At 62.7% G+C, this 16,142-nt stretch carries 15 protein-coding genes and 1 other RNA gene; 11 read left to right on the forward strand and 5 right to left on the reverse strand.

The window, feature by feature from the left end:
- Positions 1 to 235: 235 nt before the first annotated feature.
- Positions 236 to 332: signal recognition particle sRNA small type (gene ffs / locus EN906_RS05945), an RNA gene on the reverse strand.
- Between the two features lie 169 nt (positions 333 to 501).
- On the opposite strand from ffs, the gene EN906_RS05950 reads away from it, so the two are divergent.
- The 3 genes from EN906_RS05950 to EN906_RS05960 are packed head-to-tail and all read left to right on the forward strand — an operon-like array spanning position 502 to position 2,250.
- Entirely contained in the window at positions 502 to 921 is a 420-nt protein-coding gene (locus tag EN906_RS05950; RefSeq protein WP_127256953.1) for an HIT family protein, read from the forward strand.
- Positions 922 to 962: 41 nt separating this feature from the next.
- Positions 963 to 1,907: an NAD(+) diphosphatase gene (gene nudC / locus EN906_RS05955; RefSeq protein ID WP_127268464.1), complete on the forward strand. Its 945-nt coding sequence runs from the start codon at positions 963 to 965 to the stop codon at positions 1,905 to 1,907.
- 37 nt (positions 1,908 to 1,944) lie between these two features.
- Complete coding sequence (locus EN906_RS05960; protein ID WP_127268465.1) at positions 1,945 to 2,250, forward strand: Dabb family protein; 306 nt, start codon at positions 1,945 to 1,947, stop codon at positions 2,248 to 2,250.
- Positions 2,251 to 2,306: 56 nt separating this feature from the next.
- Here the strand turns inward: EN906_RS05960 and EN906_RS05965 are convergent, their stop codons facing one another.
- Together EN906_RS05965 and EN906_RS05970 are read right to left on the reverse strand one after the other, a co-directional pair.
- On the reverse strand, positions 2,307 to 3,170 hold the full coding sequence (locus tag EN906_RS05965) for a prephenate dehydratase (RefSeq protein WP_127268466.1): 864 nt from the start codon (positions 3,168 to 3,170) through the stop codon (positions 2,307 to 2,309).
- 9 nt (positions 3,171 to 3,179) lie between these two features.
- Complete coding sequence (locus tag EN906_RS05970) at positions 3,180 to 3,908, reverse strand: 3-deoxy-manno-octulosonate cytidylyltransferase (RefSeq protein ID WP_127268467.1); 729 nt, start codon at positions 3,906 to 3,908, stop codon at positions 3,180 to 3,182.
- 193 nt (positions 3,909 to 4,101) lie between these two features.
- Here EN906_RS05970 and EN906_RS05975 point away from each other — a divergent pair, with 193 nt between their 5' ends.
- The 7 genes from EN906_RS05975 to EN906_RS06005 all read left to right on the forward strand — a co-directional run bounded on the left by EN906_RS05975 (position 4,102) and on the right by EN906_RS06005 (position 13,543).
- Positions 4,102 to 4,770, forward strand: a complete 669-nt coding sequence (locus tag EN906_RS05975) for a cytochrome c family protein (RefSeq protein ID WP_127268468.1) — start codon at positions 4,102 to 4,104, stop codon at positions 4,768 to 4,770.
- A gap of 155 nt (positions 4,771 to 4,925) precedes the next feature.
- The gene (locus EN906_RS05980) at positions 4,926 to 6,803 is read left to right on the forward strand and encodes an extracellular solute-binding protein (protein WP_127271570.1); all 1,878 of its coding nucleotides are present in this window, start codon (positions 4,926 to 4,928) and stop codon (positions 6,801 to 6,803) included.
- Positions 6,803 to 8,671: an extracellular solute-binding protein gene (locus EN906_RS05985; protein ID WP_127269783.1), complete on the forward strand. Its 1,869-nt coding sequence runs from the start codon at positions 6,803 to 6,805 to the stop codon at positions 8,669 to 8,671. The genes EN906_RS05980 and EN906_RS05985 overlap by 1 nt, the downstream gene beginning before the upstream one ends.
- A 30-nt stretch (positions 8,672 to 8,701) precedes the next feature.
- Entirely contained in the window at positions 8,702 to 9,799 is a 1,098-nt protein-coding gene (locus EN906_RS05990; RefSeq protein WP_127269782.1) for a microcin C ABC transporter permease YejB, read from the forward strand.
- A complete protein-coding gene (locus EN906_RS05995) occupies positions 9,799 to 10,944 on the forward strand; it encodes an ABC transporter permease (protein WP_127271572.1) in 1,146 nt (381 codons plus the stop codon). Before EN906_RS05990 ends, EN906_RS05995 begins: the two co-directional genes overlap by 1 nt.
- Positions 10,941 to 12,572, forward strand: coding sequence for an ABC transporter ATP-binding protein (locus tag EN906_RS06000; RefSeq protein ID WP_127271574.1), 1,632 nt, complete (start codon positions 10,941 to 10,943; stop codon positions 12,570 to 12,572). Before EN906_RS05995 ends, EN906_RS06000 begins: the two co-directional genes overlap by 4 nt.
- Positions 12,573 to 12,601: 29 nt before the next feature.
- The gene (locus EN906_RS06005) at positions 12,602 to 13,543 is read left to right on the forward strand and encodes a glyoxylate/hydroxypyruvate reductase A (protein ID WP_127271229.1); all 942 of its coding nucleotides are present in this window, start codon (positions 12,602 to 12,604) and stop codon (positions 13,541 to 13,543) included.
- Here the strand turns inward: EN906_RS06005 and EN906_RS06010 are convergent.
- Together EN906_RS06010 and EN906_RS06015 are read right to left on the reverse strand one after the other, a co-directional pair.
- Positions 13,540 to 13,902: a hypothetical protein gene (locus tag EN906_RS06010; protein WP_127271228.1), complete on the reverse strand. Its 363-nt coding sequence runs from the start codon at positions 13,900 to 13,902 to the stop codon at positions 13,540 to 13,542. The two genes, EN906_RS06005 and EN906_RS06010, sit on opposite strands and share 4 nt — an antisense overlap.
- A 269-nt stretch (positions 13,903 to 14,171) precedes the next feature.
- Positions 14,172 to 15,101 carry a methyltransferase domain-containing protein gene (locus tag EN906_RS06015; RefSeq protein WP_127271576.1) on the reverse strand — a complete coding sequence of 310 codons (930 nt, stop codon included), beginning with the start codon at positions 15,099 to 15,101 and terminating at the stop codon, positions 14,172 to 14,174.
- 107 nt (positions 15,102 to 15,208) lie between these two features.
- Here EN906_RS06015 and EN906_RS06020 point away from each other — a divergent pair.
- Positions 15,209 to 16,142: ligase-associated DNA damage response exonuclease (locus EN906_RS06020; RefSeq protein ID WP_127375102.1), on the forward strand; the 934-nt coding region annotated here is incomplete at its 3' end.

Genomic DNA, 16,142 nt, shown 5'->3' on the forward strand with positions numbered 1-16,142 from the left:
TGCGCACCATCGGCTCCTGGCCGACCAGCTCGGAAAAATTCGAAGGACGGTACTTGCGCGCCAGCACGCGATAGGCGGCGGCCTTGCCTATCTCCAGGCTTTTTGGTCCCGAATTTCCGGCTTCGCTCATACGCCCGTAAAGCTCCAAATGGCCGCGCCCGAAGGCGGCCGATTCCTGCGCATAGTCTCGCCCGCGCTGCAATGCGTCGTCAATGTCGCGAGAGGGGCCGATGAGGTGGGAGGCTGGAACAATGACCCGTTCCGGGCTCGTTAGGGCTGCTTCCTTCCGGACCTGACCCGGTTGGCGAGTGGATCGTCCACCACCAACCTCCCGCTTTCCATATCGGCAATTGCGCGACGAAATGCAAGTCCGCCGAAGAAATCGTTAAATGTCGAATCGGCGCACCAAACCGTGAGGGCGCAATGATTCACTTGCAGCCCCCTTGCCGCCGCTCTAGCCTTCATGTGTTGAGCAAACCAAGAAAAGCAAGGGAAACGCCGATGCTGCCGGGCCTGGAGGCCGGATTCACGCTGGACGCACGGCTGGAGGCGGACAGCGAGCAGTTGATGTGGCTTGGGCTGTGCGAACTGCGGGTGATGAACGACCGCCGCTGGCCGTGGCTGCTGCTGGTGCCGCAGCGGCCCGGCGCGGAGGAAATCCATGATATGACGCCGCTCGACCAGGCGATGCTGACCTTCGAGACCAACATGGTGGCGCAGGCGCTGAAGAAGGCGACCGGCTGCACCAAGATCAACACCGGCGCGCTCGGCAACATCGTGCGCCAGCTGCACATCCATGTCATCGCGCGCTCGGAAGGTGATCCCGGCTGGCCAGGCCCTGTGTGGGGACACGGCCTGCGAGAGCCCTATCAACGTTCCGACTTGCGACGGTTTGCCGAAACGATCAAGGCGGCGCTATAAGCGTTCCCAGTGTCCATCCCTCAACATATTCCAGAGTCCCCATGAGCTTCCGCCTGTTTGACGCGCCTTTGCGCGAGCCGAGCCAGTTCGTCGGCTTCGCCGGCAACACGATCGATCGGCAGTCCGAGAACCGCGCCGACGATTCGGTCGACAAGGCGCTGGCCGATCCGGCGACGCGGCTGCTTCTGATGCATGGCGGCCGGCTCTATTTGAAGCTCGGCGATAGCGGCGCTCTCGATCCCTGGTTCGGCGCCACCGAGAGCGAGCCCTTCAAGGTTTCCCTGGCGCAAGGCATCCTGCTCGGCTTTTCCGAACGAGGACCGGTGCTGGCCGTGCCCGCCGGCGTCGAACCCGAACAGCTTCCGGAAACAGTCAAGGCCATCGACTACCGCTCGGTCTACATGCAAGGGCTGATCGACGAGGCGGCGGCTGGCGCGATGGCGCAAGGGGCGGCCCTGCTCGCCTGGCATGCCAGCCATCGTTTCTGCAGCAAATGCGGTACAGAATCGCAGATGCGGGCCGGCGGCTACAAGCGGCATTGCCCGAATTGCGGCACAGAGCATTTTCCGCGCACCGACCCGGTGGCGATCATGCTGACGGCGACGCGGGAGAAGTGCCTGCTCGGGCGCGGCCGGCATTTCGCGCCGGGCATGTACTCGGCCCTTGCCGGCTTCATCGAGCCGGGCGAGACGATCGAGGCGGCGGTGCGCCGCGAGACGCTGGAAGAGGCCGGCATCCGGCTTGGCCGCGTCGTCTACCACGCCAGCCAGCCCTGGCCGTTTCCCTATTCGCTGATGATCGGCTGCTTCGGCGAGCCGCTCAACGACGACATCCAGGCCGACCTCAACGAGCTTGAGGACTGCCGCTGGTTTTTTCGCGACGAGGTGCGCCTGATGCTGGAAAGGACGCACAAGGACAATCTGGTCACGCCGCCGAAAGGCGCCATCGCGCATCACCTGATCCGCGCCTGGGTCGACTCGGAATGATGGCCGCGATTATTCAAAGACATTGCAGGAGCAGGGCATGATCCGTCACACCGTCGTTTTCACGCTGAAGCATCCGCCGCATTCGCTGGAGGAAAAGCGGTTCCTGGTCGACGCCAAGAAAATCCTCACCGCGATCAGGGGCGTCACGCATTTCGAGCAATTGCGGCAGATCAGCCCCAAGAACGACTATCGTTTCGGCTTCTCGATGGAGTTCGCCGACCAGGCTGCCTACAACAGGTACAACGACCATCCAGACCATGTCGCCTTCGTGCGCGACCGCTGGGTGCCCGAGGTCGAGACCTTCATGGAGATCGACTATGTGCCGCTGGGCGCGGTGATTTAGGGCATGGTCCCGAAAAGTGGAAACCGGTTTTTGGAAAAGACCATGCCTAGTAGCGATCAGTCCGCCACCTTCCACTGCTCACGCGACTCACTGGCCGGATAGACGCCCAGAATCCGCACTTCGCGCGAGAAGAAACGAAGCTCGTCCAGCGCCAGCTTGACCAGCGGGTCGTCGGGATGGCCCTCGATGTCGGCGTAGAACAGCGTCGCCGTGAAAGCGCCCAGCTGGTAGCTCTCCAGCTTGGTCATGTTGATGCCGTTGGTGGCGAAGCCGCCCATCGCCTTGTAGAGTGCGGCCGGCACGTTGCGGACGCGGAAGATGAAGGTCGTCATCATCTTGACGTCAGGCGACGGGCGCTCGGCCCATTGCTTGTTCTTGGTCAGGACGACAAAGCGGGTGACGTTTGAGTCGGTGTCCTCGACGTTTTGCTCGATGATATCGAGCCCGTAGAGGGTCGCTGCCAGCGCGGGCGACAGCGCCGCCATGGTGCGGTCCTTGACCTCGGAGACCATCTTGGCGGCGCCGGCCGTGTCGCCGGCGACGATCGCCTTCCAGCCGTTCTTGCGGATGTATTTGCGGCACTGGCCAAGCGCGTGGATATGGCTGTGCACCGTCTTGATCTCGTCGCGCCTGACGCCCGGCAGCACCATCAGCTGGAAATGGATGGGCAGGAAATATTCGCCGATGATGTGCAGCTTCGATTCCGGCAAGAGATGATGGATATCGGCGACGCGCCCGGCAATGGTGTTCTCGATCGGGATCATGGCGAGGTCGGCCTTGTTGGTCTCGACCGCGTTGAAGGCATCCTCGAAAGTCGGGCATGGCAACGGCTCCATCGAAGGGAACATGTTGCGGCTGGCGGTGTCGGAATTGGCGCCCGGCTCGCCCTGGAAGGATATTCTGTTGGTCTTTTCAGGCATGCCGATATCTCAGGTTGAAAGGATCTGTCTGGCGCGTTCGAGGTCTTCCGGCGTGTCGACGCCGAGCGGCAGCGACTGGACGATCTCGGCGTCGATGCGCATGCCGGCTTCCAGCGCCCGCAACTGCTCCAGCCGCTCGCGCCGTTCGAGCGGCGACGGCTTCAGCGCGACGAAACGCTCGAGTGCGTCGCGGCGATAGGCGTAGAGGCCGACATGATGGTAGAGCGGCCCCTCGCCCCAAGGCGCCGTGGCACGGGTGAAATAGAGCGCCCTCAGCCTGCTGCCCGAGAGCGGCGAGCCGACGATCTTGACGACATTGGGGTTGGTCTTTTCCTCGTCGCGGACGATCTCGACGCCGAGCGTGGCGATGTCCACCGCACTGTCCTCGAAAGGCCTGAGCGACGCGGCGATGATCTGGGGATCGATCGTCGGCAGGTCGCCTTGTACATTGACGACGGTTTCGACCTTGCGCCCGGGGTCGAGCGCGATCAGCGCCTCGTGGATGCGGTCGGAGCCGGATTCGTGATCCATGCGCGTCATCACGGCCTCGAAACCGTGCGCGCGCACCGCTTGCGCCACGCTTTGCGTATCGGTCGCCACCACCACTCGGCCAAGGCCGGCTTCGGCGGCACGGCGCGCGACATGGACGATCATCGGGGCGCCTGCGATGTCGGCCAGCGGCTTGCCCGGCAGGCGGGTCGAAGCCATGCGGGCCGGGATCAGGATCAGCGTGGACATTTCGGGTGCAAGGCGTCTCGAAAGAGGACAGGGAAAGTGGCAAAAGGTCTCACTGGAAGCGCCCTTATAGGTGTTGCAACGCCGCAGCAAAAGACCTAGTTTCCGCCCGATTTGACCGCCCTCGCAGGACGGGTCACGATACCGACGGACGGAGTGGACGGTTCTGTCCGCCGGAAAAGGGAGCAAGGGGCGTATGGATTCCAACGAAGTCAACAAACTGCTCGCCGGATTGCTCGGAACCGTTTTCGTCGTCTTCTCGGTCGGCATTGTGTCCGATGCGCTGTTTGCCTCGCCGGCGCCGGAAAAGCCCGGTTTCGCCATCGAGGCCGCCGAGCCCGCCGAAGGCGGTCCGGCCGCGCCTGCCGCCGCAGCCAAGCCGATCGCCGAACTGTTGGCGACCGCCAATGTCGAGCAAGGTGCTGCCGTCTTCAAGAAGTGCCAAGCCTGCCATTCCGGCGAAAAGGGCGGCCCCAACAAGGTCGGCCCGGACCTGTGGGACCTCATCGACCGCCCTGTCGCCGAGCATGAAGGTTTTGCCTATTCGGCCGGCATGAAGGAATTCTCCAAGGGCGGCGCCGAGAAGTGGACGTACGACAACCTCAACCACTTCATCACCTCGCCGAAGAAACTTGTGAAGGGCACCGCGATGGGCTTCGCCGGCCTGCCCAAGGACGAGGATCGCGCCAACGTCATCGCCTATCTGCGCACGCTGTCCGATAATCCCAAGCCGCTGCCGGCGCCGGGGGCTGCCGCAGATGCAGGCGCGCCCGCCGATGCAGCCGCTCCGGCAAAGCCGGCTGAGGGTGCCGCGCCGGCCGCTCCCGCCGCCCCGGCTCCGGCCGCACCGGCGCCTGCCCAATAGCCAGATATCATCTCGACGACCTTGAAAAAGCCGGGTTCAGCCCGGCTTTTTTGTTGGGAAAACCGCATAGGCGGCGACAAAGCCGCGCATGGCGGTTTTCACGAGCGCCAAATCATCTAGATTGCCATGAACGGGCATTGCGAAGAGGATAGTGCATGACGGTTGGCCGAACGCTTCTCAAGTCGTTGCTGGCGGCAGCCCTTCTGGCGGCGGGCTTGCAGGCTGCCCGCGCCGACGAATGGCGCACCACCTCATCGCTGATCGGCGAGTCCAAATACGGCGCCAATTTCCAGCACTACGACTACGTCAACCCGAACGCGCTCAAGGGCGGCACGCTGAATTCGGTGGTGCCAGGTACATTCGACAGCTTCAATCCCTACGTGGTCCAGGGATCACCGGCCGCCGGCCTCGTCGGGTTTGGCGGCGGCCTGCTCTACGACACGCTGATGGAGCAGGCGACCGATGAAGGCAGCACCAGCCATCCACTGATCGCCGATGCCTACAAATATCCTGATGATTATTCCTCCGCGACCTACCGGCTCGATCCGCGCGCCAAATGGCATGACGGCCAGCCGATCACCGTCGATGACGTGATCTGGTCGTTTCATGTGCTGAAGGCCAACAGCCCGCAATACAGCCGCTATTTTGAGAATGTCACCGATGCGGTGGCGATTTCGGATCGCGAGGTGGAGTTCCATTTCAACCAGAAGGGCAATCGCGAACTGCCCAAGATCATCGGCGACCTTGCCGTGCTGCCGAAACATTGGTGGGAAGGCACCGATGCCAACGGCAAGAAGCGGGACGTAACCAAGCCGACGCTGGAAATTCCGCTCGGTTCGGCCGCCTACAAGATCACCAGCTTCAAGCCGGGTTCGGAAATCATCTGGCAGCGTGTGCCGGACTATTGGGCGGCCAAGCTGCCGGTGAAGATCGGCCGTGAGAATTTCGACACCCGACGCTACACCTATATTCTGGACGACAACGCTGCCTGGCTCGCCTTCACCAAGGGTGGGCTGGAAGACATCAACCGCGAATACAGTTCGCGCAAATGGGCGACGGCTTACAATTTCCCGGCATTCCAAGCCGGCGATGTCATCAAGAAGGATTTCCAGACCCAGGCGCCGGAACCGATGCAGGGCTTCGTCCTCAACCAGCGGCGGCCGCTGTTCCAGGACCGGCTGGTGCGTGAAGCGCTGACCATTCCGTTCGATTTCGAGAGCATGAACCGCACACTGTTCTTCGGCTTCAACACCCGCACGTCGAGCTATTTCCAAGGCACCGAACTGGCCTCGAACGGGTTGCCGCAGGGCAAGGAACTGGAAATCCTGGAAAAATACCGAGACAAGCTGCCGCCCGAACTTTTCACCCAGGAATTCAAGCTGCCGGTTTATGATTCACCGCAGGCGGAACGGAAGTACCTGAAACAGGCGGTCGATCTCTTCGCCAAGGCGGGCTGGGTGATCAAGGGCGGCAAGATGGTCAATGCCAAGACCGGCGCGCCGTTCAAGTTTGAAATCCTCGGTTGGAACGACACCGACCAGGTCATCGCCAGCCCCTACATCGCCAATCTGCGCAAGATCGGCGTCGACGCCACTTTGCGCATCATCGACCAGACGCAGTACATCAACCGCGTCAACAATTTCGATTTCGATGTCGTTACCGGGATGCTGCAGCAGTCGGAATCGCCGGGCAACGAGCAGCGCGACTTCTGGAGCTCGAAAGCTGCCGACTCGCCCGGTTCGCGCAATCTGATGGGCATCAAGGACCCGACCGTCGACGCGCTGGTCGATCGCATTATCTTCGCGACCGATCGCGACGATCTCGTCGCCGCCACCCATGCGCTCGACCGCATCCTGCTGTGGAACTTCTACGTGGTTCCCCAATATTACCGGTCGGCGGTGTGGCTGGCCTATTGGGACAAGTTCAAATTCCCCGACAAGCAGCCTGCCTATGCCGGAGCCGACATCGATTCCTGGTGGATCGACCCGGACAAGGAGAAGGCGCTGGCGGCCAAATACAAGGGTGGCAATTGATGGCGGCCCTTGCCCGCCGCGACTTCCTGGCCCTGGGCAGTGCCGCGGCAGCCGCCGCCTTGTTGCCCGGCCGGGCCTTCGCCGAAATTGCGACCGGCACCAAGCTGCATGGCCTGTCGGCCTTCGGCGACCTCAAATACAACCCCGATTTCGCGCATTTCGACTACGTCAATCCGGACGCCCCAAAAGGCGGCCAGATGAATTTCGCGCCGCCGAACTCGACCCTCAATCAGAGCTTCCTGACCTTCAACACCCTGAATTTCCTGGTGTTGAAGGGAGAGGCTCCGCCGCGCGCCGAACTCTGTTTCGATTCCCTGATGACAAGCGCGCTCGATGAGCCGGATGCGGCCTACGGCCTGCTCGCCGAAACCGTTACCCTGTCGCCAGACCGCAACGGTTTCCGCTTCGCCCTGCGACCGCAAGCGCGTTTCCATGACGGCTCGCCGCTGACCGCGGACGACGTTGTCTTCGCGCTGAAGCTTTATAAGGACAAGGGCCATCCGAACCTTTCCCAGGCGTTGCGGTACATGACCGACGCGGTTGCGGTCGATCCCGCCACCGTCAACCTCACTTTCAACGGCGAACAGTCAGCGCAAAACATCCTGGCGATCGTGGGGATGCCGATCGTCTCCAAGGCCTTTTATACGGCCAATGATTTCGATGCCTCGACCATGACACCGCCGCTTGGCTCGGGTCCCTACAAGATTGGACGCGTGGCGGCCGGACAGACTGTCGAATATGACCGCGTGGCCGACTATTGGGGCCGCGATCTCCCAGTGAACCGCGGCCTCTACAATTTCGACCGCATCCGCATCGACTTCTATCTTGACCGGCAGGCGGCGTTCGAAGCCTTCAAGAAAGGCGACACGCATTTTCGCGAGGAATTCACCTCACGGGTATGGGCGACCGGATATGACTTTCCGGCGCTGAAGGACGGCAAGGTCGTCAAACGGGAATTTCCCGGCGAGAAGACGCCGGACATGCAGAGCGTCGCACTGAACCAGCGTCGTCCGCAATTCCGCGATGAGCGGGTGCGGCGGGCGATCGCCAGGTGCTTCGATTTCGAATGGATGAAGCGGGCCTTGTTTTACGGCTCCTACGAGCGTTCTCAATCGAACTTCGAACGGTCGGATTACAAGGCCGAAGGCCTGCCCTCGCCTGAGGAATTGGCCCTGCTGGAGCCGTTCCGGGCCGAATTGCCGCCAGAGGTTTTTGGTGAAGCGGTGACGCAGCCCCTTTCCGACGGTTCGGGCCATGACCGCAAGCTGCTGGGCGAGGCTTCGAGATTGCTTGCGCAGGCCGGCTGGAAGCGCGATGGCAGTTTCGTCGTCAACGACAAGGGTGAGCGGCTGCGGGTCGAAATGCTGGCGGAGGACGACGGCATCGTTCGCATCTACACCCCTTGGTCCGAGAATATGAAGGCGATCGGGATCGACGCATCGATCCGGCAAATCGATTCGGCGCAGTATGAGCAGCGGCACAGCAATTACGACTTCGATCTTGCCTTGCTGCATTGGTCGATCGGGGCGACGCCGACCGACGACAGCCTGCAGATGCTCTATGATTCCCGGATGGCGAAAATCCCGGGGCAGCGCAACTATCCGGGCACGGAAAGCAAGGCCATCGACGCCCTGATCGCGGCAGCCGGCAAGGCGAAAGACCGTATAGAACTCGTCACGGCGCTCAGAGCGCTCGACCGGGTCTTGCGCGCGCGGCTGGACTGGATTCCAACATACTATCTGGCGAATCACCGCGTCGCCTATTGGGACATGTTCGGCTTTGTCGAACAGAAGCCCGATTTCGGCTTTCCGGTCGAGACGCTGTGGTGGTTCGATAAGGGCAAGGCGGCAAAAATTGGCAAAGGCTGAGATGTTCGCTCAAGCGGGGCAAAAGGCCTGATGGGCGCCTATATCCTGCGCCGCATCCTGTTGATGATCCCGACCCTGTTCGGCATCATGGCGATATCCTTCGCCGTCATCCAGTTCGCCCCCGGCGGTCCGGTCGAACAGGTCATCGCCCGGCTGACCAATCAGGGCGGCAGCGACCGCCTCGGCGGCGGTGGCGGCGACGCGGGCGCTGGCAGCAATTTCGATGCAGCCGGTGACGTCAGTTCGAAATATCGCGGGGCGCAGGGGCTCGATCCGGAATTCATCAAGAAGCTGGAAAAGCAGTTCGGCTTCGACAAGCCGCCGCTCGAGCGCTTCGGCATGATGCTGTGGAACTATGCCCGCTTCGATTTCGGCGACAGCTATTTCCGCGACATTTCGGTGCTCGACCTGATCCTGGAGAAGATGCCGGTGTCGATCTCGATCGGGCTGTGGATCACGCTTTTGTCCTACCTGATCTCGATCCCGCTCGGCATCCGCAAGGCGGTCAAGGACGGCACTCCCTTCGACGTCTGGACCAGCGGCGTCGTCATTGTCGGCTATGCCATTCCGGGCTTCCTGTTCGGCATCATGCTGATGGTGCTGTTTGCCGGCGGGTCGTTCTGGGACTGGTTTCCGTTGCGCGGCCTCACCTCGGACAATTGGGATCAATTGTCCTGGTGGGGAAAGATCGTCGACTATTTCTGGCACATGACCTTGCCGCTGACCGCGCTGGTGCTGTCGGCCTTCGCCACCACGACGCTATTGACCAAGAACTCGTTCCTCGAAGAAATCCGCAAGCAGTATGTGGTGACGGCGCGGGCCAAGGGCCTGTCGGAACGGCAGGTGCTCTACGGCCACGTCTTCCGCAACGCCATGCTGATCGTCATCGCCGGCTTTCCCGGCGCCTTCATCTCGGCCTTCTTCACCGGCTCGCTGCTGATCGAGAACATCTTTTCCCTCGACGGCCTCGGCCTGCTCGGCTTCCGGTCGGTGGTCGAGCGCGACTATCCCGTGGTGTTCGCCAATCTTTACATCTTCTCGCTGCTCGGGCTGTTCGTCGGTCTCTTGTCCGACCTGCTCTACACCTGGGTCGATCCGCGCATCGATTTCGAGCGGAGAGACATCTGATGTCGGAGGCTACAGTCCCCGTGGACGCGGCACCCGCGCGGATCAAGCGGCCGTTTCTGTCGCCGCTCAACAAGCGGCGCCTGCAGAACTTCAGAGCCAACCGGCGCGGCTACTGGTCGCTGTGGATCTTCCTCGTCCTGTTCGTGCTGTCGCTGTTTTCCGAGTTCATCGCCAACGACAAGCCGATCATCGCCTCCTACAAGGGCGAGATCCTGTTTCCGGTGCTGGTCGCCTACCCCGAGGAAAAATTCGGCGGTTTCTATGCCGTCACCGATTATCGCGACCCGGTCATCCAGGACGAGATCAACGCCAATGGCTGGATGATCTGGCCACCGGTGCGCTACTCCTATCAGACCGTCAACAACGCCATTCCGGAAGCAGCGCCGGCCAGGCCGTCTTGGCAGTATGACGCCACGAAGCGCTGCAACCAGTATCCGAAGGGTGCCGCCGACCCCGCCTGCATCGTCGGCAACTGGAATTGGCTCGGTACCGACGACCAGGCGCGCGACGTGCTGGCGCGCGTCATCTACGGCTTCCGCATTTCGGTGCTGTTCGGCCTGATCCTGACCGCCGGCTCGGCCTTGATCGGCGTCGCGGCCGGCGCCGTGCAAGGCTATTTCGGCGGCTGGACGGATCTCTTGTTCCAGCGTTTCATCGAAATCTGGTCGGCGATCCCGGTGCTCTATCTCCTGCTCATCGTCGCCGCCATCCTGCCGCCGGGCTTCTTCATCCTGCTCGGCCTGATGCTGCTGTTCTCCTGGGTGGCGCTGGTCGGCGTGGTGCGGGCCGAGTTCCTGCGCGCCCGCAATTTCGAATATGTCAACGCGGCCCGGGCGCTCGGCGTGCCCAACCGCACCATCATGTTCCGGCACCTGCTGCCCAACGCCATGGTGGCGACATTGACCTTCATGCCCTTCCTGCTCTCAGGCTCGATCTCGACGCTGACCTCGCTCGACTACCTCGGCTTTGGCCTGCCGCCCGGCTCCGCCTCGCTCGGCGAACTGCTCAAGCAGGCGCAGCGGAACCTCAATGCGCCGTGGCTCGGCATCTCCGGCTTCGTCGTCATCTCGCTGATGCTGTCGCTGCTGGTCTTCGTCGGCGAGGCGACGCGCGACGCCTTCGATCCGCGCAAGACGTTCAGATGAGCGAAGCCCCCTTGCTCAGCGTACAGGACCTCAGCGTCGCCTTCAGCCAGGGCGGCGGCCAGTCGACGGCGGTCGACCACATCTCGTTCGACATCGCCAAGGGCGAGACGGTGGCGCTGGTCGGCGAATCCGGTTCCGGCAAATCGGTCTCGGCGCTTTCGGTGCTGAAGCTGTTGCCTTATCCAAGCGCCAGCCATCCCTCGGGAAAGATCCTGTTCCAGGGCGCCGACCTGCTGGCGATGAACGAGAAGCAGTTGCGGCAGGTGCGCGGCAACAAGATCACCATGATCTTCCAGGAGCCGATGACTTCGCTCAATCCGCTGCACACGATCGAGCAGCAGATCGTCGAGATCCTGAAGCTGCACCAGGGCACGGCCGACCGCCCGGCCAAGGAGCGCACGCTGGCCTTGCTCAACGAGGTCGGCATCCGCGATCCGCACAAGCGCCTCGATGCCTATCCGCACCAGTTGTCCGGCGGCCAGCGCCAGCGCGTGATGATCGCCATGGCGCTGGCCAACGAGCCCGAACTTCTGATCGCCGACGAGCCGACGACGGCGCTCGACGTCACCGTGCAGGCGCAGATCCTCGAGCTGCTGGCCGGGCTGAAGAGCCGCAAGGGCATGTCGATGCTGTTCATCACCCATGATCTCGGCATCGTGCGCAAGATCGCCGACCGTGTCTGCGTGATGACCAAGGGCAAGATAGTCGAGACCGGGCCGACCAAAGAGATCTTCGCCAATCCGCAGCATGCCTATACAAGGCATCTGCTGGCGGCCGAGCCGAAGGGCAAGCCGCCGGCCGCCAATGCCGATGCCAAGCCTGTCATGACCGGCAAGGACGTAAAGGTCTGGTTCCCGATCAAGCAGGGCTTCTTCCGCCGCACCGTCGACAATGTGAAGGCCGTCGACGGCATCGATGTCACCGTGCGCGCCGGCCAGACGCTGGGCGTGGTCGGCGAATCCGGCTCCGGCAAGACGACGCTCGGCCTGGCGCTGGCAAGAATGATCTCGTCGACCGGCACGATCCAGTTCAACGGCCGCGACATCAACCAGCTGACTTTCAACGCCATGCGGCCGCTCAGGCGCGAATTGCAGATCGTCTTCCAGGATCCGTTCGGCTCGCTCAGCCCGCGCATGTCGATCGCAGAGATCATCGAAGAAGGCCTCAAGATCCACGAGCCGAAGCTGTCGCCCGACGAGCGCGACGACAAGGTGGCCGCCGTGCTGAAGGAGGTCGGGCTCGATCCGGCGACACGCAACCGCTATCCGCACGAGTTTTCCGGCGGCCAGCGCCAGCGCGTTGCCATCGCACGCGCCATGGTGCTCAACCCGCGCTTCGTCATGCTGGACGAGCCGACATCGGCACTCGACATGAGCGTGCAGGCGCAGGTCGTCGATCTGCTGCGCAGCCTGCAGGCCAAGCACGATCTCGCCTATCTCTTCATCAGCCATGATTTGAAAGTCATCCGCGCGCTCGCCAACGACGTCATCGTCATGCGCAATGGCCGGATCGTCGAAGCTGGTCCTTCCCAGCAGATTTTTGAAAATCCGCAAACCGACTATACTCGGGCGCTGATCTCGGCCGCCTTCAAGATCGAGACGGCACCGGTCGGCATCGTCAGCGAGTGATTTGCGTAGAGAGGGACTAAAAGACCGCAATGGAAAAAGGCCGTATCCTGCTTGCCGTCACCGGCTTTCATCCGCAGCGCTGGCGCGAGCTCCTGTCGGCCGAGCGCGAGGTGGTGCTGGAGCCTGACGGCGCCAGCGACCCGTCGATCACCTATGCCGTGGTGTGGAAGCAGAAGCCGAACCTGTTGTCGTCGCTGCCCAATCTGCGCGCCATCTTTTCGATCGGCGCCGGCGTCGATCATATCTTCGCCGATCCCGGCCTGCCCGATGTGCCTGTTGTCAAGGTCGTCGCCGACAATCTCACCCAGTACATGACCGAATATGTCGTCTGGCGGGTTCTCGACCATCACCGCCAGGGCCTGCTCTACCGGTCGCAGCAGCCGAAGAAGATCTGGCACGAGCCGCAGCAGAGGCCTGCCGGTGACATTTCGGTCGGCATCATGGGCCTCGGCAGTCTCGGCCGCGCCGCGGCCTCGGTGCTTTTGTCGCTCGGCTTTGCCGTCAATGGCTGGTCGCGCACCGACAAGGCCATGGAAGGCGTCGCGACCTATTCCGGCGAAGCTGGACTGATCCCCTTCCTCAAGGCCACCGACATCCTGGTGGTGCTTTTGCCGCTGACGCCTGAGACCAAGGGCATTATCAACTACGGCGTGCTGAAGGAATTGCGGAAGCGCAACGGCCTCGGCGGTTCGGTGCTGATCAATGCCGGGCGCGGCCGTCTGCAGAAGGATGCCGACATTTTGCGGGCGCTGGATGACGGCACATTGAAGGAGGCGAGCCTCGACGTGTTCGAGGTCGAACCGCTGCCGAAGACCAGTCCGCTGTGGGGGCATCCAAAAGTGTTTGTGACGCCGCACGCGGCAGCGACCTCCGATCCGGTGCATCTGGCGCCGATCATGCTGCGCCAGATGGACGCCTTCGAACGCGGTGAAAAGCTGGACAATCTGGTGGACCGCAAGGCGGGGTACTAGCCAGGCAGAGCGATCTTCTTCTGCTTGTCCGGCTGGCCGCAGTCGCGTCGATCGATCGACCGGTTCATGGCATCGATCTCACCGCTTGCCTTGTCGGTATCGCGTTTGGCCTTGGAGCGCATGTCAGGCGTGAACGGGCCGAAGCCCATCGCCGGGTTGGAGAATGTCGGCTTGGCCTTCGCCGGAAGGTTGTATTGCTGCGCCAAGCCATTGCGCTGCGCCAGCAACTGATCGCACGGCACGGTGTCGTATTGCAGGGAGGACTGGACGTTCGCATCCTGCTGTTCCGACATCGAGGTGCCGCCGACACAGCCGGCGGTCAGCAGGCAAGAGGCCAAGATCATCATGTTCCAGCGCATCGGCTATGCTCCTCCTGATATCCCGCCCTGATGCGAGCAGATCGCAAATATCAGTCGCGCATGCAAATCGGACTTTTTCACAGCAAGAAGCGGCGAGGCTGCCCCTCCGCTGGCGCGTGGCTGACGGAGCATCAAACGAAAACCCGCCTGCGCGGCGGGTCACTGGCGCAAATCAGCACCATGGGCGAAAATGTGCTGAGGGCAGGGTGTCAAGAAAAAATTCCTATCGCTGCCGGTAAAAGCTGCCGACACCGCCGAACTGGCTGTCGTCAGGTCCTTTGTCGGGCTGAGTTCGGAGCCCCGGCCACAACGACCAACCCGTTGACGTGTTCCCCACGATCCTGCCGGATGACGGTTGGCTCCAGTGAGAGGACCGAAAGCCCGTTGGCGGCCAGGACGTCGCGCACATAGTGTTGCGCATGCGCGTAGCGGCGCGACGGCAGCAGCACGAAATCGCCATCGCCAGCCAGCGTTTCGACGGAAAACGCGAACAGGCCGTCCGTCGCCAGCAAGCGGGCAATCGTCTTCACCACGCCGTCCAGCGCGCCGACATAGATGAAAACATCGGCCACCGTCACCAGATCGGCTTTCGGACCGGCATAGGGAAAATCCCGCAGATCGGCCTTGTCGAGGAAATCGTAGACGCCCTTGGCCCGCGCCTTTCTTAGCATTTTGGCCGAAATGTCATAACCCTCCAGCCGGTCGGCGATCGGCCGCAGCCTCTGCCCCATCAGGCCGGTGCCGCAGCCGAGATCCAGAGCGAGCGGGAAGCGTCCCGGCCTTGCCGCTCGAATGGCCTGGTCGAGCATCCCAGGCAGGCGGTAACCCAGCCTGCCGACCAGGGACTCATCGAAGCTCTCGGCATAGTGGTCGAACAAGGTCTCGACGAAGGCGCTGGGGAGCGCGTCGGGCGCCGGCGCCTTGCCGATCAATTGCAGGTTCAGTGCAGCGCCTTGACGATCCGATGGATCGAGTTGCAGCGACATCGTCCAGGCCTGCGCGGCCAGCTCCGCCGCGCCCGCCGCCTGCTGCATCTCGCCGAGGCGAAACCAGCCCATCGCCCATTGCGGTGTCATTTCCAGGGCGCCGAGCAGCAACTCCGCCGCCGCCGCATGGTCCCCGTCCGCGTGCAGCATCTCGGCATAATCGGCACGGCGATCGGCGTTCAAGTCGCCGGACGAGGCCTGAAGCGGTTTCATGGCGATGGGTCCTGCCGGCGGATCGAGCCGGCGGTGCTCTATGCGGGAGTCAGCAGTGACTTACAACAGGCTTCCCGCCGCGGAATTATATCCTATCTTGGGGGATCATGCGCGCCAGCGACCTGCTTCATCCCCGGCCCGAGGGCCTCTATTGCCCGCCGGGCGATTTCTTCATCGACCCGGTCCGGCCGGTCGACCGGGCATTGATCACGCATGGCCATTCCGACCATGCGCGTTCCGGCCACCGCTCGGTGCTGGCGACGCGGCAAACGCTCGACATTATGGGCCTGCGCTACGGTGAGAATTTCGCTGGCACGACGCAAGCGGCACAACTCGGCGAGACGATTGCACTCAATGGCATCAGCGTCAGCTTCCATCCAGCCGGCCATGTGCTGGGCTCGGCGCAGATATCCGTCGAGCATCAGGGCACGCGCATCGTCGCTTCCGGCGACTATAAGCGGCAGAGGGACGCAACCTGCGCGCCATTCGAGCCGATCCCGTGCGATGTGTTCATCACCGAAGCGACCTTCGGCCTGCCGGTGTTTCGCCATCCGCCCGACACAGAAGAAATCGCCCGCCTGCTGAAATCGGCAGCGCAGTTCCCTGAGCGCTCGCATCTGGTCGGCGCCTATGCGCTGGGCAAGGCGCAAAGGGTGATGCGGCTGTTGCGCGACGCCGGCTACGACAGGCCGCTCTACATCCATGGCGCGCTGGCCAAACTCAGTGAATATTACCAGAGCCAAGGCATCGATCTCGGCACCCTCGAACCGGCGACCGTCGAAAGCGGCGGCAAGGATGATTTTACCGGCGCCATCGTCGTCGGCCCGCCATCGGCCTTCGCCGACCGCTGGGCGCGGCGTTTTCCCGATCCGATCTCGTGCTTCGCGTCGGGCTGGATGCGCATTCGCCAGCACGCCAAGCAAGGCGGCGTCGAGCTGCCGCTGATCATCTCCGATCATGCCGACTGGGATGAGTTGACCGCCACGATCAAGGAGACCGGAGCCGAGGAGATCTGGGTGACGCATGGCCGCGAGGAAGCGC

It is taken from the genome of Mesorhizobium sp. M7A.F.Ca.CA.004.06.1.1 (assembly GCF_003999135.1).
GTDB lineage: Bacteria > Pseudomonadota > Alphaproteobacteria > Rhizobiales > Rhizobiaceae > Mesorhizobium.